The sequence below is a fragment of the Klebsiella sp. C360 genome (genome assembly GCF_048822415.1).
Lineage (GTDB): Bacteria > Pseudomonadota > Gammaproteobacteria > Enterobacterales > Enterobacteriaceae > Klebsiella > Klebsiella quasipneumoniae.
Window position 1 is genome coordinate 430,372 of the sequence record NZ_JBMEZZ010000003.1, and the last position, 22,184, is coordinate 452,555.

A 22,184-nucleotide genomic window follows, 5' to 3' on the forward strand; every position below is an offset into this window, starting at 1 on the left:
GGGGCGAAATTTTCCGCCATGGGTAACCCCTAGGGATTAGTGAAAACGGCCGCGGCTGGCGATTAAGGGGGCGTTGGTTTTGCTCCTTGATTTGACGCAAATTTTCCCGGGATTTTGCTGTTAGTTTCCTCCGCGCGATGAATCAACATCCTGCATGGAGGAATGCAATGGACGTCAGCCGCAGAAAGTTCTTTAAGATCTGCGCAGGCGGTATGGCCGGAACCACAGCTGCCGCCCTGGGCTTTGCCCCCAAAATGGCGCTGGCTCAGGCACGCAACTACAAATTGCTGCGTGCGAAAGAGATCCGCAACACCTGCACTTACTGCTCCGTTGGCTGCGGGCTATTAATGTATAGCCTCGGCGACGGCGCGAAAAACGCCAAAGAAGCGATTTACCATATTGAAGGGGATCCGGACCATCCGGTGAGCCGCGGCGCGTTATGCCCGAAAGGCGCCGGCCTGCTGGACTATGTCCACAGCGACAACCGCCTGCGCTACCCGGAATACCGCGCGCCGGGATCTGATAAATGGCAGCGACTCTCCTGGGATGAAGCCTTCAGCCGCATCGCGCGGCTGATGAAAGCCGACCGCGACGCCAACTTTATGGAAAAGAACGAACAGGGCGTGACGGTTAACCGCTGGCTTTCCACCGGCATGCTGTGCGCTTCGGCAGCAAGTAATGAAACCGGCATGCTGACGCAAAAATTTGTGCGTTCGCTCGGCATGCTGGCGGTAGACAACCAGGCACGCGTCTGACACGGACCAACGGTAGCAAGTCTTGCTCCAACATTTGGTCGCGGTGCGATGACCAACCACTGGGTGGATATCAAAAACGCGAACGTCGTGGTGGTGATGGGCGGCAACGCCGCGGAAGCCCACCCGGTGGGATTCCGCTGGGCGATGGAAGCGAAAAATAACAACGACGCCACGCTTATCGTTGTCGACCCGCGCTTTACGCGTACGGCGTCGGTGGCGGATATCTATGCGCCGATTCGCTCCGGTACCGACATTACCTTCCTGTCGGGGGTCCTGCTGTACCTGATCGAACATAACAAAATCAATGCCGAGTACGTGAAGCACTACACCAACGCCAGCCTGCTGGTGCGGGATGATTTTGCCTTCGAAGAGGGGCTGTTCAGCGGCTATGATGCGGACAAACGCCAGTATGATAAATCGTCCTGGAACTACCAGTTCGATGAAAACGGCTACGCCACACGCGATGAGACGCTCAGCCATCCGCGCTGCGTGTGGAACCTGCTGAAGCAGCACGTTTCCCGTTACACGCCGGAGGTGGTCGAAAACATCTGCGGTACGCCGAAAGCGGACTTCCTCAAGGTGTGCGACGTGCTGGCCTCAACCAGCGCCGCCGATCGCACCACCACTTTCCTGTATGCCCTGGGCTGGACGCAGCACACCGTCGGCGCGCAAAACATTCGCACCATGGCGATGATCCAGCTGCTGCTCGGCAATATGGGTATGGCCGGCGGCGGCGTGAATGCCCTGCGCGGTCACTCTAATATTCAGGGACTGACCGACCTTGGCCTGCTGTCCACCAGCCTGCCGGGCTACCTGACGCTGCCTTCTGATAAGCAGCCGGATCTGCAGACGTATCTGACGGCCAACACGCCAAAAGCGACCCTGCCGGACCAGGTGAACTACTGGAGCAACTACCCGAAATTCTTTGTCAGCCTGATGAAGTCCTTCTACGGCGAGGCGGCGCAAAAAGAGAACGACTGGGGCTTTGAGTGGTTACCGAAGTGGGACCAGGCTTACGACGTGATCAAGTACTTCAACATGATGGATAACGGCAACGTCACCGGCTATATCTGCCAGGGCTTTAACCCGGTGGCGTCGTTCCCGGATAAAAACAAGGTGGTTCGCAGCCTGAGCAAGCTGAAGTACATGGTGGTTATCGACCCGCTGGTGACTGAAACCTCCACCTTCTGGCAAAACCACGGCGAGTCGAACGATGTCGACCCGTCGACGATTCAGACGGAAGTCTTCCGCCTGCCATCGACCTGCTTTGCCGAAGAGGACGGTTCGATCGCTAACTCTGGCCGCTGGCTGCAGTGGCACTGGAAAGGGCAGGACGCGCCGGGCGAGGCGCGCAACGATGGCGAAATCCTGGCCGGGATTTACCATCGCCTGCGCGAACTGTACCGCACCGAAGGCGGTAAAGGCGCTGAGCCGCTGCTGAAGATGAGCTGGCGCTATAAACAGCCGGATCGCCCCGAGTCTGAAGAGGTCGCGAAAGAGAACAACGGCTACGCGCTGGCGGATCTTTACGATCAACATGGCGCTTTGCTGGCGAAAAAAGGGCAACTGCTCAATAGCTTTGCGCTGTTGCGCGATGACGGCACCACCGCGTCGTCTTGCTGGATCTACAGCGGCAGCTGGACGGAGCAGGGCAACCAGATGGCGAACCGCGATAACGCCGACCCGTCGGGTCTGGGCAATACGCTGGGCTGGGCCTGGGCGTGGCCGCTCAATCGCCGGGTGCTCTATAACCGCGCGTCAGCCGACATCAACGGCAAGCCGTGGGATGCGAAGCGGATGCTGATCCAGTGGAACGGCAGCAAGTGGGTCGGGAATGATATTCCGGACTTCAATACCGCGCCGCCGGGGAGCAACACCGGGCCGTTTATCATGCAGCAGGAGGGGCTGGGTCGTCTGTTCGCGCTGGATAAGCTGGCGGAAGGGCCGTTCCCGGAACACTACGAGCCGATGGAAACCCCGCTTGGCACTAACCCGCTGCACCCGAAGGTGGTCTCCAGCCCGGTGGTGCGTGTGTATGAAGAGGACGCCATTCGCTTAGGTAAGAAGGATAAGTTCCCGTACGTCGGGACCACCTATCGTCTGACCGAACACTTCCATACCTGGACCAAGCATGCGCTGCTCAATTCCATCGCGCAGCCGGAACAGTTTGTCGAAATCAGCGAAGGGCTGGCAAAAGCGAAAGGCATCGCCAACGGCGACCGGGTAAAAGTCAGCAGCCAGCGCGGCTTTATTCGCGCGGTGGCGGTGGTGACGCGCCGTTTGCAAACCCTCAACGTCAACGGCCAGCAGGTGGAGACCGTCGGGATCCCGCTGCACTGGGGTTTTGAAGGCGTGGCTCGCAAAGGCTATATCGCCAACACCCTGACGCCGAACGTCGGCGATTCCAACTCGCAAACGCCGGAGTACAAGGCGTTTCTGGTCAACATCGAGAAAGCGTAAGGAGCGATTCAATGGCGATGGAAACACAAGACATTATTAAACGCTCCGCGACCAACCCGATCACGCCCGCGCCGCGCGCGCGGGATCATAAGGCGGAAGTCGCCAAGCTTATCGATGTCTCCTCCTGCGTGGGCTGTAAAGCCTGCCAGGTGGCCTGCTCCGAGTGGAACGACATCCGCGATGAGGTGGGGCACTGCGTCGGGGTGTACGACAACCCGGCGGATCTCAGCGCTAAATCCTGGACGGTGATGCGCTTTAGCGAGACCGAACAGAACGGCAAACTGGAGTGGCTTATCCGTAAGGATGGCTGTATGCACTGCGAAGAGCCGGGCTGCCTGAAGGCCTGCCCGTCCGCCGGGGCGATTATTCAGTACGCCAACGGCATCGTCGATTTCCAGCAGGAAAACTGCATCGGCTGCGGCTACTGCATTGCCGGGTGTCCGTTTAATGTCCCGCGTCTCAATAAAGAGGATAACCGGGTCTATAAATGCACCCTGTGCGTGGACCGGGTCAGCGTCGGTCAGGAACCGGCGTGCGTGAAAACCTGTCCGACCGGCGCGATCCACTTCGGTACGAAGAAAGAGATGCTGGAGGTGGCCGAGGAGCGGGTGGCTAAGCTGAAAAAACGCGGCTATGCCAGGGCCGGGATTTACAACCCGCAGGGCGTCGGCGGCACCCATGTGATGTACGTCCTGCATCATGCCGACCAGCCCGAGCTTTATCACAAGCTGCCTGCTGCGCCGAAGATTGATACCTCGGTGGAGCTGTGGAAAGGGATCCTGAAGCCGCTGTCGGCGGCGGGCTTTATCGCTACCTTTGCCGGGCTTATCTATCACTACATCGGTATCGGGCCAAATAAGGAAGTTGACGACGACGAGGAGGAGCATGATGAGTAAATCGAAGATGATAGTGCGCACGACCTTTATCGATCGCGCCTGTCACTGGACGGTGGTGATCGCTTTCTTCCTCGTGGCGCTATCGGGTATTTCGTTTTTCTTCCCGACCCTGCAGTGGCTGACGGAAACCTTCGGTACCCCGCAGATGGGGCGTATTCTGCACCCCTTCTTCGGAGTGCTGATTTTTATCGCCCTGATGTTTATGTTCGTGCGTTTTGTCCATCACAACATCCCTGATAAACAGGATATCCCCTGGCTGAAAGGCATTGTGGAGGTGCTGAAAGGCAACGAGCATAAAGTGGCGCGGGTCGGTAAATATAACGCCGGGCAAAAGATGATGTTCTGGACCATCATGAGCATGATTTTTGTGCTGCTGGTGACCGGCGTGATTATCTGGCGTCCCTGGTTTGCCCACTATTTCCCGATTCAGGTGATTCGCTACAGCCTGTTAATTCACGCGACGTCGGCCATTATTCTGATCCACGCGATCCTTATCCATATGTATATGGCGTTCTGGGTGAAGGGGTCGATTAAGGGGATGATTGAAGGCAAGGTCAGCCGCCGTTGGGCGAAGAAACATCACCCGCGCTGGTATCGCGATGTCGAACGTCTGGAGGCGATCAAAGAGAGTCGCGAAGGGATGAAGTAAGCCGTCTGGCCAGGAGGCCCGCTCCAGTTTTGCTGGAGCGGGTTTATGTGTTAGTGATTAATGCGTCCATCGCTGATATCACGGTCGTTCTTTCTTTAGCCAAATTGCAGATAAAATATTTTTTATCCAGCCTTTGCTTTGCCACGCTGGTGATTGCCGGCGTGTTGATGAACAGTTTCTCAAACTCCATATTAATAACCGGGGCGGCAGCATGATAATGGCCGGTCAAATGAGAATGATAGCTCAGCGGCACAATTAAACGTGTACCAAGGTCATTAAAATAATCATGTTGGATTACCATTAAATAAGGTTGAAACGCATTGGTTCTCGATGAAGGGTTACGAAAGATATCAAATTGTGCCGCCATTAAATCCCTCCGAAAAAAGGATCATCTGACAACAACCCTGCACGGGCAGTGAACTCATTCAGTGCCTTAATGAATTCCTGGTCTTTTCGGCGTTTGTCCGCATCGACGATGGTAAGTGCCTGGTTTTGCGGGTTAACCGTTGTTGTACGATCGCGAGTCTGTGACTTGTTAACGGCATTCTGTTTCATTATCTGCTCCTTGTTGTTGGCGAGCTGATTATCACGCGGTGTGCGATGAAAAGAAATACCTGGTTCGGATTTGTTTTTTATTTTGCGAAGCAACTTCCAGAGGAAAGCAACCGCATGAAATATTCATGGTTATGGTAATAAACCCGGCGCTGGCGTTAACCAGCGCGGCGGGAAATAATCAGAACTTCTCCGGAATAAAGCGGAAGGGGAAATTGGTCTGTTTCATTTTGCCCATTTTGCGCTTCGGCAGCGTGACATGCTCCACTGGCAAGGCTTCGTAGGGGATCTGCGACAGCAGGTGGGTGATGATATTCAGACGCACCCGCTTTTTATCTTCGGAGCGGGCGACGAACCACGGCGCCCAGGCGGTGTCGGTGGCGGCGAACATGGCGTCGCGGGCAGCGGTATATTCATCCCAGCGGTTGAAAGACTTGATGTCCATCGGCGAGAGCTTCCAGATCTTGCGCCCGTCGTCGATGCGATCCCGCAGGCGCCGCTCCTGCTCCTGCGGAGAGACCTCCAGCCAGTACTTGAGCAGGATAATGCCCGACTCGACCATGCCGCGCTCCACCATCGGCGCGCCGTCGAGGAACTTCTGCACCTCCTCCGGGGTACAAAAGCCCATCACCCGTTCGACGCCGGCGCGGTTATACCAGCTGCGATCGAAAATCACGATTTCGCCAGCCGCCGGGAGGTGCTTGATATAGCGCTGAAAATAGAGCTGACTTTTCTCGCGTTCGGTGGGCGAGGGTAAGGCGACGACCCGGAAGATCCGCGGACTGACGCGCTCGGTGATCGCCTTAATCGTGCCGCCTTTGCCGGCGCCGTCCCGGCCTTCAAAGACGATGCACACCTTCAGCCCTTTATGCACCACCCAGCGCTGCAGTTTTACCAGCTCAACGTGGAGCTTGCGCAGCGCCTTCTCGTACGCTTTATTGTCGAGCGGGGCGATCTTCACCGCCGCGTCGACAGGATGACCGCTTTTCTTATTACCCATCGCCATGCTCCGTGTTGCCGAGGTATCCCTTTGAAGTGTAATCCTTCACTGGCGTGGCGGTGGAAAATATTCGCGCCCGGGACGGGCTAGCTGACGTTCCCCGCGGCAATGACTTCCAGCCCCACTCGCTGCCCCCATGACAGTTCCAGGGTGTTACCGTCCGGGTCGGCAAAGAAAGCGAAATAGCCCACAGGATCGCCCAGCTGCTCCGGTTCCCGGCGCAGAACGCCTTCCCGCCGCGCCTGGGCGACCTTCTCATCGATCTCCGCCTGGGTGGCGCAGGCGACGCCGAGATGGCCGAACGGACCCAGCGGCGTGTCGGCAGGGTCATCACTTTGCACCAGCACCAGGGCGAAAGGTCGGGTGCGATCGCTGAGCCACGCCACTTTACGCGCCGAGGGGAGGTTGGGTTCGCGCTGGTGAATAACGGTCATCGCCGTGTAGCGGGTATAAAAATCGATGCTGCTGGCCAGACAGCGGACGGTAAAGGCGACATGGGTAAAGCCAACATCAACATTTTGCATGGATGATTCTCCCGAGGTGAACGATGTCTCGACTTTACAACCTCAAGTTAACTTGAGATCAATCCACGATGTGTCCCTGCGTGCCCACCAATTTTTACAGGGGATTATCCACCGCCCGGCTCTGCCGCCAGCAGGACCGCCAACGGCGGCGCTGGCGAGCGCATGAACGAATCAGGCCGTTGTATGGAGGATACTGCCGTCGGGCGTTTTTAGCTGGTGTGGCGAGGCGGGATGGTCAATAATGCCGGCCGTCTCTCAATACCCCTATAAGATGTATGAAAAAAACGATTTTTTCACTGGCGCTGGGCACTTTCGGACTCGGCATGGCGGAATTTGGCATTATGGGCGTGCTGCCGGACATGGCGCGCGATGTCGGGATTTCAATCCCCGCCGCCGGCAATATGATTGCCTGGTATGCCTTCGGCGTGGTTATCGGCGCGCCGATCATGGCTTTGCTCTCCAGTCGGTTTTCGTTGAAATCGGTGATGCTGTTTCTCGCCGCCCTGTGCATTCTCGGCAATACCCTGTTTACCTTCTCCAGCAGTTACGCCATGCTGGCGCTTGGCCGGCTGGTTTCCGGGTTTCCCCACGGGGCTTTCTTCGGCGTGGGGGCGATCATCCTGTCGAAAATCGCGCCGCCGGGGAGGGTGACCGCCGCGGTGGCGGGGATGATCGGCGGCATGACGGTGGCTAACCTGGTGGGCGTTCCCGGGGGCACCTGGCTTGGGCATCATTTTAGCTGGCGCTATACCTTCGCGCTTATCGCGGTGTTTAACGTCGCGGTGTTTATGGCCATCTTCTGCTGGGTCCCTACGCTGTATGATCGGGCCACCACCCGGCTGCGCGAGCAGTTCCGTTTCCTCGCTTCCCCGGCGCCGTGGCTGATTTTTGCCGCCACCATGTTCGGCAACGCCGGGGTGTTCGCGTGGTTCAGCTACATTAAGCCCTTTATGCTCAACGTTTCCGGCTTTGCCGAAAGCCGGATGATGCTGATTATGATGCTGGCGGGGCTGGGGATGGTGGTCGGCAACCTGTTCAGCGGCAAAATTTCCGGGCGCTACAGTCCGCTGCGCATCGCAGCCATCACCGACGGGGCGATCGCTGTGACGCTGCTGCTGATCTTTGCCTTCGGGGAGCATAAAATCGCTTCGCTGACGCTGGCGTTTTTCTGCTGTGCCGGGCTGTTCGCCCTGTCGGCGCCGCTGCAGATCCTGTTGCTGCAGAACGCCAAAGGCGGCGAGATGCTGGGGGCGGCAGGGGGGCAGATCGCCTTTAACCTCGGGAGCGCCATCGGCGCCTTCTGCGGCGGAATGATGATTGCCCAGGGCTTCGGCTGGAACAGCGTGGCGCTCCCCGCCGCCACGCTGTCGTTTCTGGCGATGAGCGCCTTGCTCATCTACGGCCGCCATCAGCGCCGACAGGCTTGCTAACGACGCTTACTCACGCCAGGGCTCGCCGAGCGTCAGCATCAGCCGGTTGGCCCAGGCGAAAAAGGCCGCTGACTGCAGCAGATCCAGCTGGGCCAGAGTATCTAAGCCCTGTTCATCAAGCGCTGCCAGATGGCTGGCATTCAGCGCGGGCGGCGTCACCGATAGCGCGGCGGCGGCGTCGATTTCCGCCTGCCAGCGCGGCGACTGCCCGCCGCGCAGATCCTCTCCCGGCGTCACCGCCAGCAGCGTGTCGATGGCGGTCTCGTCCTTCGCCAGCTGCGCCGCTTTGCGGGCATGCACCGAGGCGCAGTAAATACAGCCGTTGATTTTACTGGCCACCGTGGCGGCCAGTTCACGTTCGGCGCGCGGCAATCCCCCCGGGGTATAGAAAATGCCTTTATCGGTCAGCGTCCGCTGCTCCAGCACCGGCTGGTTGCGCGCCAGCAGGCGGAAGTAGGGTGAATCGCTATGGCCATATTTGGCCAGAATCGCCTGTTCTTCAGCGCTAAATTCCGCCGGCGGTTTATCCGCCAGCCAGGGTTCCCAGTGCAGCTCCTCGCGGGTGAAGCGCACCGGGGCCGCTTTACCGCTCTGCGCGTGCGGGGTGGTGTGCCAGTACCCGGCCACCACCGGCGTATCGGCGCTGACGATGGGCTGGTGGTTGAGCGCCCGCAGACCCAGCAGCAGGCGGCTCTGGAAGCTGACAAAGGCCACCAGCTGCGCCAGGGTGACGATGCCCCGCAGGCTCCAGCCTGCGTTTGTCAGAACCTGCAGCGCGCCGGGTGTCGCTTCGACGGGGGTGAAGGTCAGCAGGCGGGCAAAGGCCAGCGCCGGAACCAGACGATCCGTGGTCGGATCGGCCAGGCCGAAGCCGGCATAGTGCGCCGCCAGCGCGTCCGCCTGATGGAGCTTCGCCACCTTTGCCGCCACCGCGAAGCGTTCATCGAGGGGAAAATCGGCGTCCTGCTGGCTGAACAGCACTTCATAACTTCCCTGCGCATGTCGGGTAGCGGCATCGCGGACTGCGCGCGCCTGGTCGAGCGGGGAACCGGCGGCGATCTCCGCCAGTTCGGCCAGAATATCCTGACTCAGCGTCATGGTGACTCCTTATCTGATGTGGGGGGCAATATGCTGAGCGATCAGCTCAATGGAACGCAGCGTATCCCGGTGCGAAGGCTCCACCGAGTGCACCTGGAACGAAACATCGGTGGCGCGGGCCAGCACGCTGTCCTGCGCCAGGGAGGCAACAACATGCTCAGGATCGCCCACGTGGGCATCCAGCTGTGGCAGATAGTCAGTGACACTGTCACCTTCTATCAGATGACCCGCAGCCCGGTGCTGTGCCGCCTGCTTGCGCAGGCCGGGTTCGGCGACCTGCAGGGCGTGGGCGTGACTGTCGGCGACGAAGGCGGTGCGCGAAGCGAGGATCCGCGGCGCAACGCCGTCCGGCAGCGCCGCCAGATAGGCGTCGACGATCGGGTTCTGAATGGCGTCCAGCGGCAGGCGTGGCTCACCGGGCGGCCGGGGCTGCGTGCGCGAAAGCATCAGCCCGTGCCCCGCCTGACCGGCGCGGATGGCGCCTTCCACCGAGAAGGTGGCGATCCAGATGCGCGCCGCCAGCTGCGGCGCGGGCGGATAGAGACGGTTGTCCGGGTGGCTGAGGGTGTCGCCGCGCCAGGCGCTGTGGATCAGGTGCAGATGGTCGGCAAACACCGCCCCGCGCTGCTCGCTGGTCAGGCCGAAGGGCAGAAACGACGTTGGCGTGCCGCCGGAACCAAATCCCACCTCCAGACGCCCGTCGGTGAGTAAATCCAGCACCGCCGCGTCTTCGGCGACGCGCAGCGGATTTTCCATGGGCAACGTGATAATCGCTGTGCCGAGGCGAATGCGGTCAGTCTGCGCCGCCACGTGGGCGAGAAACACCAGCGGGGAAGGCAGGCCGCCTTCCTGTTCATGAAAATGGTGCTGGGCAATCCATGCGCTGTCAAAGCCGACGCGCTCCGCGTGGCGGATCTGTTCGGCCGCCAGCCGGTAGCGCGTTTGTGCGGAGCCCTGATCGAGCAGACGGGTAAAAAAGCCGAGGCGTTTAGGCATTATGCGTTCTCCATGTGGGCCTGAGCCAGGCGTGGGGAAACCTGGGGAATGGCGGCGATCAGTTCGCGGGTGTAGGCCTGCTGCGGGGCGGCGAACAGGCGCCCAACGTCGCCATGCTCCACCACCTGGCCGGCGCGCAGCACCGTGACGCTGTCGGCAATCCGCCTCACCGTCGCCAGATCGTGGGTAATGAACAGGTAGCTCAGACCAAGCTGCTGCTGTAGCTGCTGCAGCAGGGCGAGGATCTGCGCCTGAACGGTGACATCGAGCGCCGAAGTCGCTTCGTCAAGAACCAGTATCGCCGGCTCGAGGATCAGCGCCCGGGCAATCGCCACCCGCTGCCGCTGGCCGCCGGAAAGCTCCCGCGGCGTCCGCGACAGTAGCTCCGGGGCCAGGGCTACCCGGGCGGCGACGCTCTCCACACGCTGGCGACGCGTCGCCGCGCTGAGGCGTTCAAAGTTTTTTAACGGCTCTTCGATAATCGCAAACAGCGTCTGGCGCGGGTCGAGCGAAGCGAAGGGGTTCTGGTAGACGAACTGGATTTTGCGCCGCAGCTGACGCTGCGCCTCGCGGCTGAGATGCCCGGCGTCAATACCGTCGATGGTCACCTGTCCGGCGTCGGCGCGCTCGAAGCCCAGCAGGATCCGCGCCAGGGTGGTTTTCCCGGAGCCGGATTCGCCCACCAGCGCATGGGTGCTGCCGCGTCTGACCTCAAAGCTGACGCTGTCGAGCGCCTGCAGGGCCTGTTTGCCCAGCGAGAAGCGTTTGCTGATCTCTTCGACGCGAATGGCCGGCGTGGCCAGCGGACGGTGACGATCCGCCGTCAGCCTCAGCGGCGCGTCCTGCAGATCGTGGAGCAACTGGCGGGTGTAAGGGTGCTGGGGACGCCGGACAATCGCCTCGGTGGCGCCCTGTTCCTGAATCTCGCCCTGGCGAAACACCATGATCCGGTCGGCGCGTTCGGCGGCCAGCGCCAGATCGTGAGTGACAAACAGCACGGCAGTTCCCGACTCGCGCCGCAGGATGTCGAGCAGATCGAGAATGCGCTTTTGCACCGTAACGTCGAGGGCGCTGGTGGGCTCGTCGGCAATAATCAGATCCGGCTGCAGGGCGATGGCGATGGCGATCAGCACCCGCTGTTTCATCCCGCCCGACAGCTGATGCGGGTACTGGTCAAAACGCTGTTCCGGGTGGCTGAGCCCGACTTTAGCGAGCAGGTTGAGAACCTGCTGCCGGCGTTCGGCGGCGGAAAGGGACTGATGCAGCCGCAGGATCTCTTCCACTTGCTGACCAATGGTTTTTACCGGATTAAGCGAATTGCCGGGGTCCTGCGGCACCAGGCTGATGCTCACCCCGCGCAGGCGGTTCAGGCGTTTTGCCGACCAGTCGCTGATCACTTCGCCATTGAGGATAATCCGCCCGGCGTCGCGGCGGGCGTTATCCGCCAGCAGGCCGATAATGGCCTGCGCGGTCGTGGTTTTCCCCGAGCCGGATTCACCGACGAAGGCCAGCATTTCGCCGCGCTGAATGGAAAAGCTGACGTTATGCACCACTTCGCGCCATTCGCCCCGCGACCGGTAGCTGATGCGCAGATCTTCAACAGAGAGAACGTTCATGGGCGTACTCCACTCCACTGGCGGCTAAGACGATTGGCGGCCAGGACCACCGCGACCACGGCGAGGCCGGGGAAGGTGGTCAGCCACCAGGCGGTCGACAGGTAATTACGACCTTCGGCGATCAGTAATCCCCACTCCGGGACCGGTGGCGGGGTGCCGTAGCCAAGGAAGCTGAGGGTGGCCAGCGCCAGCATCGCCTGACCAAACTGCAGCGTGGCGAAGGCGAGTACCGCGGTGAGCGAGTTGGGCAGGATATGACGCCAGAAGATGGCGAGAAAGGTGCCGCCGCTGCCCCGGGCCGCCTCGACGTAATCACTGTGGCGCACGCGCACCACCTCCGCCCGCGCCAGGCGCGCGAAGCTGGCGATGGCCGCCACGCCGACCGCCACCGCCGCATTCACCGTGCCAAAACCCAGCAGAATGATCACCGTCAGCTGCAGCAGCAGGGATGGGATAGCCAGCAGGACATCCACCAGGCGCATGATGGTTGATTCCACGCGGCCGGCCAGCGCCCCGGCGAGGGTGCCAAGGGCGGTGCCTACCACCAGACCGATGGCGACGGCGATCAGCGCCGCCGACAGAGAATGTACCGCGCCGTAAACCACCCGCGTCCACAGGTCGCGGCCCAGCTGGTCGGTGCCCAGCCAGTAGTGCGCCTGCGGCGCCAGGCGCTGAGCGCCGGGGATCCCTTCCAGCGGGTTAGCGGAGGTAAACCACTGTGGGGCAAGGGCCATTAACAGGGCGGTGATCATCACCGCCCACGCCAGCCACAGGCCTGGCTGCAGACGCACTTTGCGCCACTCCGGGCGGCGGCGAACCGCGATGGCATAGTCGACCAGGCTCATTTCGCACCTCCGGTCTGTAATTGGAGTCGGGGATCCAGCCGCGGCATGACCAGGTCGACCAGCAGGTTGATCAGGACGAAACCGAGAGCTGAGATCATCACCACCGCCTGCAGCACGGCGATATCCTGGTTATTCACCGCCTGCTGGGTCAGCTGGCCGAGGCCGCTGCGGCCGAAGACGGTCTCGGTGATCAGCGCCCCGGCAATCAGCTCGCCCAGCAGCAGCCCGGCTATATTCAGCGCCGGCAGCAGGGCGTTACCCATCACATGGCGCCAGAGGACGCCGGTCTCGCTCATTCCCTTGGCGCGGGCGACCGCGACGAAGGGCTGAACCGCCACCTGATCCATGCTGCGCATCAGGATCTGCGCCAGCGGGGCGGAGATGGGCAGCGCGACGGCGATAACCGGTAAAATCAGCCCCTCCAGCGGACCGGGGTTGATCACCGGGATCCAGCGCAGCTGAAACGAAAAGAGCTGGATCAGGGCGATACCCAGCCAGAAGGCGGGCAACGAGATAAACAGCACCGGCAGCGACTGCAGGAGGTTGCTGAGCCAGCGCAACCCCGGCAGACGTGAGGCGAAAGCGAGGGCAAACGCCAGGATCACGGCCAGCAGGAACGCCGGCAGGGCGAGGCTTAAGGTATCCGGCAGGTTGCTGGCAATCAGGCTACTGACCGCCAGACCCGCCTGCAGGGAATAGCCAAAGTCGCCGTGCAGCATCGCCAGCAGCGTGTGCAGGTACTGGCGCCACAGCGGGCTGTCGGCGCCGTAGGCCAGCCGCATGTCGGCGATTTGCGCCGGGCTCAGACCGAGGTCCGGGTTCTGAAACTTGATCAGCACCGCATCCCCCGGCAGCACCTGCAGCAGGAAAAAGGTGAGGGTAAACGCCGCCCACAGGACCAGCAGCCCCTGGCCGAACCGTCGCAGAAGATAAGCGCTCATATCCGGCCTCTTAGTGTTTATCCAGCCAGGCGCCGTAGAACGACGGACGCCCGACGGCTTCGAAGCTGACGCCTTTCACCCACGGCGCGCCGGCGAACACCTGCGGCTCTTCGAAAATGGGGATCACATAGGCGTTATCGATCAGATAGCGCTGGGCATCGCCGGTTAACTGCAGGCGCTGCTGCGACTCCACCGCCGCGGAGATGCCGGTCAGCAGGTCGTTCAGCTTATCATCGCGGAAGTGCTGCACTCTATCGCTGGAGCCGCCTTTCTGCAGCAGCGCGTCACGGTTGTTGGGAAAGAACATGCTTTTTACTACATCCGGGTCGGCGCGGCCCACTTCCGAGACGGTGAGCGGGGTTTTCTGCGGGTCGAGGTTGTCGAGCGTCCGGCTACCGGCGTCCCCGGCTTTGACCGTTAACGCTACCCCCACCTGGCGCCATTGCTGGGCGATCAGCTGCAGCACTTCTTTATTCTGCGGCTGCGGGAGCGACTCATAGACCGTCAGCGCCAGCCGCTGCCCGTCTTTGCTGCGAATGCCGTCGGCGGCGGGTTTCCAGCCGGCCTCATCCAGCAACTGCCGGGCTTTGGCCTGGTCGAAGGTGAGCTTATCGCTCAGATTGACATAGCCGGCGGCGGAGCTGGCCAGCACGGAGGTGGCTTGCGGGTAGTTAGCGGAGAACAGCGTCTCCACCACCTGCCGGGCGTTGGTGGCATGGAGCAGGGCCTGGCGCACCCGCAGGTCGGCGACCAGTGGGTTATCCGGGCGGAAGCTCAGGCTGTCGTTGACCCCGCGGGTAGGCGCGGCGTAGACCGTAAATCCCTGATCGCTCGCCTGCTTTTCATCGTAGGCCTGCACCTGGCGAATAAAGCCCGCCTGGCCCGCCAACAGCGCGCCGATGCGCACGCTGTCTTCCGGGGTGACAATATAGGTGATGCCGTCGAGGTTAGCGGGGCCCTGCTGGGCGATGTTTTTCGGCCCCCACTGATAATCCTTGCGCGCCACCAGCGTCAGCTCGCGGCCCGGTTTTTCATCCTGCACCACGAAGGGACCGGAGCCGATGATGTGCCGGGCATCGCCCAGCTCCTCGAAATTGCGCTGCAGGGTGCTGAGGGAGACCAGGCCGGAGCCGATGGTGGCGGTCCCCTGCAGGAAGCCCGGCGACGGCTTGTTGAAGTAGAATTTCACCGTCAGCGGGTCGATCACTTCGCTGCGCTGGTAGTTATTGATCACCTCCGAGACGGGCAGGCGATGGGCTTTATCCCCCAGCCCATAGGTGTCGAAGTTTTTGGCGACCGCGGCGGCGTCCAGCGGCGTGCCATCCGAGAAGGTGACCCCTTTTCGCAGGTGAAAAGTGTACTCGGTTTTATCGGCATTGCTGGTCCAGCTTTCGGCGATCCACGGCTCAATCTCCAGCGTTTTCGGGTTCTGCCAGGTCAGCTTGTCGGTGATCTGATTGAGTATGCCGCCATTGGGATAAAAGCCGCCGGCGGGTGGATAGAGATTGGTGTGCGGTTGCTGCTCCAGATAAATCAAGGTACCGCCTTTAACCGGCGTGTCGGCGGCCCAGACGGAAAAGGCGCCGGAGAGAAACAGCGCGGCCAGCGCGGGCAGGCGAAAATGACGATGCATGGTGAATTCCTTTGTTATCTATTGTGTTGCCATCATCGGGCGCGGCTAAAAACAAAGGAACCAAGGAATTGCGCTAAGCATTTGCGGAAATTGCATTTACTTTACGCGGCGGGAAGCGAGGGGAAGCGCGAAAGGAGAAGCGCCTCGCCCGGGCGGGAGAGGCGCTGGCGATTAGCTACGCAGATCGATAACCATACGGCCGCGGATCTGACCTTGTTCCATCTCTTTGAAGATGGCATTGATATCTTCCAGCGGACGCAGGGTGACTTTCGGCACCACTTTGCCTTCGGCGGCGAACTGGAACGCTTCCACCAGATCCTGACGAGTGCCGACCAGCGAGCCGACCACCTCGATACCGTCGAGTACCAGACGTGGAATATCGAGGCTCATCGCCTCTGGCGGCAGGCCTACCGCCACCACGCGGCCGCCGGCGCGAACGGCATCCACCGCCGAGTTAAAGGCCGCTTTGGCCACCGCGGTCACCACCGCAGCGTGGGCGCCGCCGGTTTTTTCCTGAATCACTTTCGCCGCATCTTCATTGCGCGAGTTGATGGTCAGGTCAGCGCCCATCGACGCCGCCAGCTCCAGCTGGCCGTCGTTGACGTCGATAGCGATCACTTTGGCGTTAAAGACATTCTTGGCATACTGCAGCGCCAGGTTGCCCAGCCCGCCGAGGCCGTAGATAGCGATCCACTGGCCCGGCTTGATGTGGGAGACCTTAACGGCTTTGTAGGTGGTGACCCCAGCGCAGGTAATGCTGCTGGCGGCGGCGGAGTCGAGGCCGTCCGGGACTTTAACTGCGTAGTTGGCGGTGACGATGCACTCTTCCGCCATGCCGCCGTCGACGGTATAGCCAGCGTTTTTCACCGAGCGGCACAGCGTCTCGTTGCCGCTGTTACAGTAATCGCAGTGGCCGCAGCCTTCGAAGAACCACGCCACGCTGGCGCGATCGCCCGGCTTCAGGGAGGTGACGCCAGGGCCGACTTTTTGTACTACCCCGATCCCTTCATGACCGAGAATAACGCCGGTTTTATCGCCAAAATCGCCGTTTTTCACGTGCAGGTCAGTATGACACACGCCGCAGCATTCCATTTTCAACAGCGCTTCGCCGTATTCCAGCGGGCGCAGCGTTTTTTCCGTAACGTTAACCTGATGGTCGTGAGTAACAACAGCTGCCTTCATGCCTGTCTCCTTGAGAGCGGATTGATTAATTTTATTAATGCAATATTACCCAATAAGGATTAGACGCTATGGAGAAAAAAACAAGGCGCTTTAGTACAGGATGTGGTTTTTTGCTACAGCCGTAGCACAAAATTCAGACAATACCTCTAATTTTGGTAGGTAATAATAGTGTCACGGAATGGTCATGTTTTCTTCATCACCCAACTCTATTGTTTTGCGCATCAATTTCTTATAACAACAGAGTGATACAACAATGCATCTGGTCAAAACGCTCCTCACCGCCGGTCTGCTTTTTTCCGCCGCCGCGCAGGCTCACAATGTGCTGGAATTCCCGCAGCCGGAAAACAATCCGGAAGAGTTTTACGCGGTCACCGAGATCCCGGCAGGCGGGATCATTAAGTATGAAACCGACGCTAAAACGGGGTTTATCGTCGCCGACCGCTTTCAGTCGATGCCGGTGGCTTACCCGGCGAACTACGGTTCATTAACCCAGTCGCTGGCCGGGGATGGCGACCCGCTGGACGTGGTGTTTTACACCCGCGCGCCGATGGCCCCGGGCACGCTGATTAAGCTGAGGCCGATCGGCGTCCTTAAGATGATAGACGGCGGTGAGAAAGACGACAAAATCATCGCCGTCCCGGCCAGTAAAATTGATCCGACCTATGACGACATTCAGACCATCACCGATCTGCCGAAAATCGAGCAGCAGCGGCTGGAGGCCTTCTTCCGGGTCTATAAAGAACTACCAGAGGGGCGGAAAAAGGTCGAGCTGGCCGGTTTTAATGATGCCGCCGCCGCGAAGCAGGAGATCAAATCGGCCTGGGAGGCCTGGAAGGCGAAGAACCCGCAATAATACTTATCGCGGGCGCAGTCCGGCGCCCGCGGCGATCCTGCTTATCATCCCCTGTCTGGCGAAGTCCTGCGGAAACGGGCGCACGGGTATTATGGCGTCCTGATGAGAGGAACCGTTTTTAATGACGAAGGCCTGTAACAAGAACTATCAACCTGATTGTACCAGGCGGGCACTGAACTCAATAAAGCGCTCATAGCAGTAAATGAGCGCAGTCCACGATGAGCGAAAAGCCGAAACTGGAACGGTTCACACCACCGATCGCAAAATGACTAAAATTGGGGGAGGTTAGTCTGCAGGGAGGATGTCAATGTCAAGGTACCAAAGAGTTGCGCTAATATCATTTCATTATATAAACATCCCCGGTGAGTACCGGGGAAGATGAGGTGCTACCAGACACCAATGTTAGTCACCAAAACAAAATTCGATTTTCTTATCGGTTTGCTTAGTATTTGTCTCTTCGAGCCAGTCATCAATTGACTTGAACAGAAGTGAACATAGTTTTTTAGCAATATTCTTATTCAGCGCCATACGGTTAAATTTAACCTCTACTCTGCTGACCTGTACTTCTGAACTAAATTCATCTGCCGGAGCATTCTTGCCGCTACTGTGTTTCTTCTCCATTGCAACATTAGATGAATAAAAGGATGTAGTCACTTCATCATTTACACACATTGTGCTTTGAGTAAATAACACTTTCTTTTGCTTTTCATTTACCCGACTCATACAACTTTTCGCCAGTGATGTAAGCCCTGCCTTAACGGAGTTTTTATCTCCATCGCTCATGCCGGAGTAAATGTCGGCTATATTATCAATTAAAGAATCATAATTTCCTTCGGAATAGGTCACTGTGGTCGTGTCAGTTTTGGTTACAATCATTAAAGGGAATTTCATTATCTGATCAATATATTTTTTGAAATTCTCAGCATTGTCTGCACTTTCAGGTTCAAGCGGTTTCCACCCGGAGCGACTTTGCGCTATCCCCATGACTGTGGTGACAAAATTTGCAGGGCTGGAAACCAGTTTTTCCGCAAGTTCATCAATATCAGTAATAAGGCTTAATTCCTTACCAATTTCACGCTCCTGCGTTGCGGCAGAACCAGTAAGCACGGAAGAACCACCCGAAATATGCGTGTTGCCGGTGGTATTTAGACCATCTAAGCATATACCAATTGAATTAACAGCCTGATTATCCAACCAGCGTTCTACATTACACATAATTTCATTGCTTTCCATATTAAATCTCCTTTTGGTAATTGAATGCTGTAAATCACAATATATATAGTTAACTGTGAAGAATGTGAATTAGATCACTTCATAAATACTTTGCATTAATTTCATAGGGAAAATAATGTGTCATATAAATCATGAGTGGCTGCGCATTCACTGAATTAATATATAATGCTTCACGTTGCCTTCTATATGGAAACATTGCCAATAAAGCAGGGCCGGGCAATGTAAAAAAACGATGAGATGCCTGCAGACCTTGTTATGAGTTCCCGCCATAATCTGCACGGGTGAGCATCCGTAAATTTGCATTATTTAAAAATCAGAGTAAACACGCGGTGACATATCGGTAACTGTCAAAGAGGGTTCAGACGCCAGAGGTTTCAGGGGCCTTAGCGCCGGCAGCTTGCCGCTGACAATCAGGAGGAATGTTTTTCAGTTATTCCAGCGACACCAGGGAACTTAACACGGTAGCTGCAAAGATTTCCCCGGGTCAGTGAGCCTTGACGAACGATGCAGATGATGGTTGTATTATACAACTATCTACTTCACTGGACGCCTCACTATGTCTGACACGCCTTTAATCCAACAAATTCGAACGGCCTCGCGGTTAATGGTGCGCGAGCTGGGTTTTATGAACACCACGCTGGCCGCCACCCACTATTCACCCTCGGCGGTGCATACCCTGCTGGAGGTGTCGGTCAGGGGGACGATAACCGCCGCGCAGCTGGTCACATTGCTCGGGCTGGAAAAATCGAGCGTCAGCCGGATGGTCGCCCGTCTGCTGGCCGCCGGAGAGCTGGAGGAGCGCCCCTGCGCGGAGGACGCGCGGTCTAAATCGCTGGCGCTGACCGCGAAAGGGCACGACACGGTGGCAACGATTAACGCCTACGGTACCCGCCGGGTGGTGGAGGCGTTAGCGCATCTCGATGAGACGCAGCAGCGGACCGTCGCCAGCGGACTGGCGGCCTATGCTCAGGCGCTGGCGCAGTGTCGGGATGCTGCGCTTGCGGAAACGACGCCGCAAATTTCGCTGGTAACCGGCTATCAGCCGGGGGCGATCGGCCGGATAGCCCAGATGCACGGGGAGTATTACGCCCGGCACCATGATTTCGGCGCTTTTTTTGAAGGCAAGGTTGCCAGCGGCGTCGCGGAATTCGCCACCCGGCTTTCCTCGCCGGTCAACCAGATCTGGCTGGCGATGCGCGAGGGGAAGATTGTCGGTTCGGTGGCGATCGATGGCGAGGATCTCGGCCAGCAGCAGGCGCATCTGCGCTGGTTCATTCTCGATGACAGCTGCCGGGGAACCGGCATTGGCAGGCGGCTGCTCAGTGAGGCGATGGCTTTCTGCTACAGTCGTCAGTTCAGCGCCGTTCAGCTGTGGACGTTTAAAGGTCTGGACGCGGCCCGCAAACTGTATGAGTCCTTTGGCTTCACGTTAACCCGCGAATGGCAGGGGGACCAGTGGGGAAAGATGATGACCGAGCAGCAGTTTACCCGGCCAGGAAACGCCGGCTAAGGGCGTGGTGCCTTAGCCGGCGGGGAGTGCGAAGATTACGCCAGCTGGTTAAGCAGCCGGGCGATCTCCTCTCGCCACTGGGTCTGCAGCGAGGGCTTTTGATGTTTCGGCTTACGGGCCATATCGTCCGCCAGCCATTGCTCCAGGGCTATCAGGCGCGTCAGCAGCGTCTCTTCATCATCAGCCGCGAGTGACGGCTCCTGGGATGAGGAGGCCGCCGTCAGGGTGGGGGACTGCGCCTGCAGACGGGCATAGACCTCCTCCAGACTGTGCCACTCCGTTAACCCGGCGCTGTCGATCAGCCAGAAGCGGTTACAGCTTTCGCTAATAAGCTGGCGGTCATGACTGACCAGCAGCACGCCGCCGGGATAGTCGCGGAGCGTCTGCGCCAGCGACGCTTTGCCCTCCATATCCAGATGGTTGGTGGGTTCATCCAGCAGCAGCAGGCTGTAGCGCGCCAGCGACAGGCCGACGAACAGCAGCCGCGACCGCTCGCCGCCGCTGAGGGTGCAGACCTTCTGTCCATGCCTCGCCCAGCCAAACCCGGCGGCGATCAGCGCCCGTTTACGGGTGTCCGCCGACGGGGCGAACGGCATCAGGGCGTCGAGCAGGCTGGCCTCGTCCGGCAACTGCGCCAGGGTCTGGTCGTAGTACCCAGGGTGAAGCCGGGGGTGCAGACGCAGCCCCGGAAGCGGCGATGCGTCGTTCATCTGCTGCCACAGCAGGCGCAGCAAGGACGATTTACCGCCGCCGTTGCGGCCCATGATGGCCACGCGATCGCCGCTGCGCAGTCGCGCCACGCCGGTGGTGAACAGGGCCGGCAGTCCCGGCGCGGGAGCCACCGGCAGCCTGTCCATCTCCAGCAGGCGGTCCGCCGGCAGGGCGTCCCCCTGCAACACCAGGCGCCACGGCGGGCCGATGCTGAGCTCGGTCTGCTCGTCTTTCAGGCGGGCGACCTGCTTCTCCATCTGTTTGGCTTTGCGGGCGAGATCTTCGTTGTCATACACCCGCCCCCAGGTGGCCAGCCGCCGGGCGCTGGCGCTGACCCGGTCGATCTCTTTTTGCTCCGCCTTATGACGTAACGCGGCGCTCTCATCCTGCTCCTGCAGTGCCTGACGGGCAGCGCTGCAGGGCAAGGCGAAGCTGTGCAGCGTCTGGTCGCGGAGGATCCAGCTGGCATTAGTTACAGCATCCAGTAAAGCGTTGTCGTGTGACACCAGCACGAAGCCCCCCTGCCAGGTTTGCAAGAAGCTTTCCAGCCACAGCAGGGTGGGCAGATCGAGATGGTTGCCGGGCTCATCCAGCAGCAGCAGGTCAGGCTGGCGGATCAGCGCCCGGGCCAGCAGCAGGCGCGTATGCTGTCCGCCGCTCAGGGTGCTGGTTTGCTGCTCCATCACCGCCGGCGTGAAGCCCATCTGCGCCAGCAGGCGTTCGGCCAGCCAGCGCTGTGCTTCCCGCGCGTCGGCGGGTAACAGGGCCAGCACCGCCTGCAGCAGCGACTGTGAACGCAGCGCCTCCGGCAGATGCTGTTCAACGCGGGCCATCAGACACTGACCGGCGAGTGAGACGCTGCCCGAGGTGGGCGCGAGGGTGCCGTCCAGCACCTGCAGCAGGGTGCTTTTGCCGCAACCGTTATGGCCGATGAGACCGATGCGGTCGCCTTTCTTCAGGGTGAAGGAGAGGGTATTAAACAGCGGCCCGAAGGCAGTCTCCACGTGGAGCGCATGGGCAGTTAGTAATGTACTCATAGTCAACTTACTCAAGAGTTACAGGCATGGGAATGCCTCGTCAAAACTCGCTGACGATAACCCGGTAAGCCGGAGAGAAGGGATTCTGTGAAGGGTCTTCGCTCAAGCCAAAGTTATCGCAGCACGATACCGATAACGCTTGAGCTGGCGCCATTGCCTAAGGCATGTGAAACAATAAACATTTCACAATACAGCATGGGGGGCCTCCTTTTATATTCAGTAAGTGAATGGGTGATGGCAGTGTAGTGGGGAAAGGAAAAGCG

At 59.4% G+C, this 22,184-nt stretch carries 19 protein-coding genes; 6 read left to right on the top strand and 13 right to left on the bottom strand.

The genetic code is table 11. From position 1 onward, the window contains the following. Positions 1 to 167 precede the first annotated feature (167 nt). The 3 genes from fdnG to fdnI are packed head-to-tail and all read left to right on the top strand — an operon-like array spanning position 168 to position 4,760. A complete protein-coding gene (gene fdnG, locus ACOI7D_RS11020) occupies positions 168 to 3,215 on the top strand; it encodes a formate dehydrogenase-N subunit alpha (protein WP_109548389.1) in 3,048 nt (1,015 codons plus the stop codon). A gap of 11 nt (positions 3,216 to 3,226) precedes the next feature. Further along, positions 3,227 to 4,111 carry a formate dehydrogenase subunit beta gene (gene fdxH / locus ACOI7D_RS11025; RefSeq protein ID WP_032453008.1) on the top strand — a complete coding sequence of 295 codons (885 nt, stop codon included), beginning with the start codon at positions 3,227 to 3,229 and terminating at the stop codon, positions 4,109 to 4,111. Continuing rightward, positions 4,104 to 4,760 (top strand): formate dehydrogenase-N subunit gamma, encoded by a 657-nt coding sequence (gene fdnI, locus ACOI7D_RS11030; protein ID WP_023289846.1) that lies wholly within the window; start codon positions 4,104 to 4,106, stop codon positions 4,758 to 4,760. Before fdxH ends, fdnI begins: the two co-directional genes overlap by 8 nt. A 43-nt stretch (positions 4,761 to 4,803) precedes the next feature. Here fdnI and ACOI7D_RS11035 read toward each other — a convergent pair whose 3' ends face one another. The 4 genes from ACOI7D_RS11035 to ACOI7D_RS11050 all read right to left on the bottom strand — a co-directional run bounded on the left by ACOI7D_RS11035 (position 4,804) and on the right by ACOI7D_RS11050 (position 6,836). Next, entirely contained in the window at positions 4,804 to 5,127 is a 324-nt protein-coding gene (locus ACOI7D_RS11035; protein WP_023289845.1) for a CcdB family protein, read from the bottom strand. Next, entirely contained in the window at positions 5,127 to 5,315 is a 189-nt protein-coding gene (locus ACOI7D_RS11040; protein ID WP_060589505.1) for a hypothetical protein, read from the bottom strand. The genes ACOI7D_RS11035 and ACOI7D_RS11040 overlap by 1 nt, the downstream gene beginning before the upstream one ends. A 178-nt stretch (positions 5,316 to 5,493) precedes the next feature. Continuing rightward, entirely contained in the window at positions 5,494 to 6,312 is an 819-nt protein-coding gene (gene ppk2, locus ACOI7D_RS11045) for a polyphosphate kinase 2 (RefSeq protein ID WP_023289843.1), read from the bottom strand. An 86-nt stretch (positions 6,313 to 6,398) separates the two neighbouring features. Continuing rightward, a complete protein-coding gene (locus ACOI7D_RS11050; protein ID WP_023289842.1) occupies positions 6,399 to 6,836 on the bottom strand; it encodes a VOC family protein in 438 nt (145 codons plus the stop codon). Between the two features lie 275 nt (positions 6,837 to 7,111). Here ACOI7D_RS11050 and araJ point away from each other — a divergent pair, with 275 nt between their 5' ends. After that, complete coding sequence (araJ, locus tag ACOI7D_RS11055) at positions 7,112 to 8,266, top strand: MFS transporter AraJ (protein ID WP_023289841.1); 1,155 nt, start codon at positions 7,112 to 7,114, stop codon at positions 8,264 to 8,266. Between the two features lie 6 nt (positions 8,267 to 8,272). Here the strand turns inward: araJ and ACOI7D_RS11060 are convergent, their stop codons facing one another. The 7 genes from ACOI7D_RS11060 to adhP all read right to left on the bottom strand — a co-directional run bounded on the left by ACOI7D_RS11060 (position 8,273) and on the right by adhP (position 16,577). Next, positions 8,273 to 9,364: an alkylhydroperoxidase domain protein gene (locus ACOI7D_RS11060; RefSeq protein WP_109547281.1), complete on the bottom strand. Its 1,092-nt coding sequence runs from the start codon at positions 9,362 to 9,364 to the stop codon at positions 8,273 to 8,275. A 9-nt stretch (positions 9,365 to 9,373) separates the two neighbouring features. Continuing rightward, a complete protein-coding gene (locus ACOI7D_RS11065; RefSeq protein ID WP_162543117.1) occupies positions 9,374 to 10,360 on the bottom strand; it encodes a putative FMN-dependent luciferase-like monooxygenase in 987 nt (328 codons plus the stop codon). Beyond that, the gene (locus ACOI7D_RS11070; protein ID WP_044523453.1) at positions 10,360 to 11,976 is read right to left on the bottom strand and encodes a dipeptide ABC transporter ATP-binding protein; all 1,617 of its coding nucleotides are present in this window, start codon (positions 11,974 to 11,976) and stop codon (positions 10,360 to 10,362) included. Before ACOI7D_RS11070 ends, ACOI7D_RS11065 begins: the two co-directional genes overlap by 1 nt. After that, the gene (locus ACOI7D_RS11075) at positions 11,973 to 12,821 is read right to left on the bottom strand and encodes an ABC transporter permease (protein WP_023289837.1); all 849 of its coding nucleotides are present in this window, start codon (positions 12,819 to 12,821) and stop codon (positions 11,973 to 11,975) included. The genes ACOI7D_RS11070 and ACOI7D_RS11075 overlap by 4 nt, the downstream gene beginning before the upstream one ends. Next, positions 12,818 to 13,762 carry an ABC transporter permease gene (locus ACOI7D_RS11080; RefSeq protein WP_109547283.1) on the bottom strand — a complete coding sequence of 315 codons (945 nt, stop codon included), beginning with the start codon at positions 13,760 to 13,762 and terminating at the stop codon, positions 12,818 to 12,820. Before ACOI7D_RS11080 ends, ACOI7D_RS11075 begins: the two co-directional genes overlap by 4 nt. Before the next feature lie 10 nt (positions 13,763 to 13,772). Further along, the gene (locus tag ACOI7D_RS11085) at positions 13,773 to 15,395 is read right to left on the bottom strand and encodes a TIGR04028 family ABC transporter substrate-binding protein (RefSeq protein WP_109547284.1); all 1,623 of its coding nucleotides are present in this window, start codon (positions 15,393 to 15,395) and stop codon (positions 13,773 to 13,775) included. A gap of 171 nt (positions 15,396 to 15,566) precedes the next feature. After that, entirely contained in the window at positions 15,567 to 16,577 is a 1,011-nt protein-coding gene (gene adhP, locus ACOI7D_RS11090) for an alcohol dehydrogenase AdhP (RefSeq protein ID WP_002906221.1), read from the bottom strand. A gap of 253 nt (positions 16,578 to 16,830) precedes the next feature. Here adhP and ACOI7D_RS11095 point away from each other — a divergent pair, with 253 nt between their 5' ends. Further along, complete coding sequence (locus ACOI7D_RS11095) at positions 16,831 to 17,430, top strand: inorganic diphosphatase (protein ID WP_023289834.1); 600 nt, start codon at positions 16,831 to 16,833, stop codon at positions 17,428 to 17,430. A 402-nt stretch (positions 17,431 to 17,832) separates the two neighbouring features. Here ACOI7D_RS11095 and ACOI7D_RS11100 read toward each other — a convergent pair whose 3' ends face one another. Further along, the gene (locus ACOI7D_RS11100; protein WP_044523450.1) at positions 17,833 to 18,663 is read right to left on the bottom strand and encodes a hypothetical protein; all 831 of its coding nucleotides are present in this window, start codon (positions 18,661 to 18,663) and stop codon (positions 17,833 to 17,835) included. A 556-nt stretch (positions 18,664 to 19,219) separates the two neighbouring features. On the opposite strand from ACOI7D_RS11100, the gene ACOI7D_RS11105 reads away from it, so the two are divergent. Beyond that, a complete protein-coding gene (locus ACOI7D_RS11105; RefSeq protein WP_109547285.1) occupies positions 19,220 to 20,173 on the top strand; it encodes a bifunctional helix-turn-helix transcriptional regulator/GNAT family N-acetyltransferase in 954 nt (317 codons plus the stop codon). A 35-nt stretch (positions 20,174 to 20,208) separates the two neighbouring features. Here ACOI7D_RS11105 and ACOI7D_RS11110 read toward each other — a convergent pair whose 3' ends face one another. Further along, positions 20,209 to 21,921: an ABC-F family ATP-binding cassette domain-containing protein gene (locus ACOI7D_RS11110; protein WP_109547286.1), complete on the bottom strand. Its 1,713-nt coding sequence runs from the start codon at positions 21,919 to 21,921 to the stop codon at positions 20,209 to 20,211. Between the last annotated feature and the right edge of the window lie 263 nt (positions 21,922 to 22,184).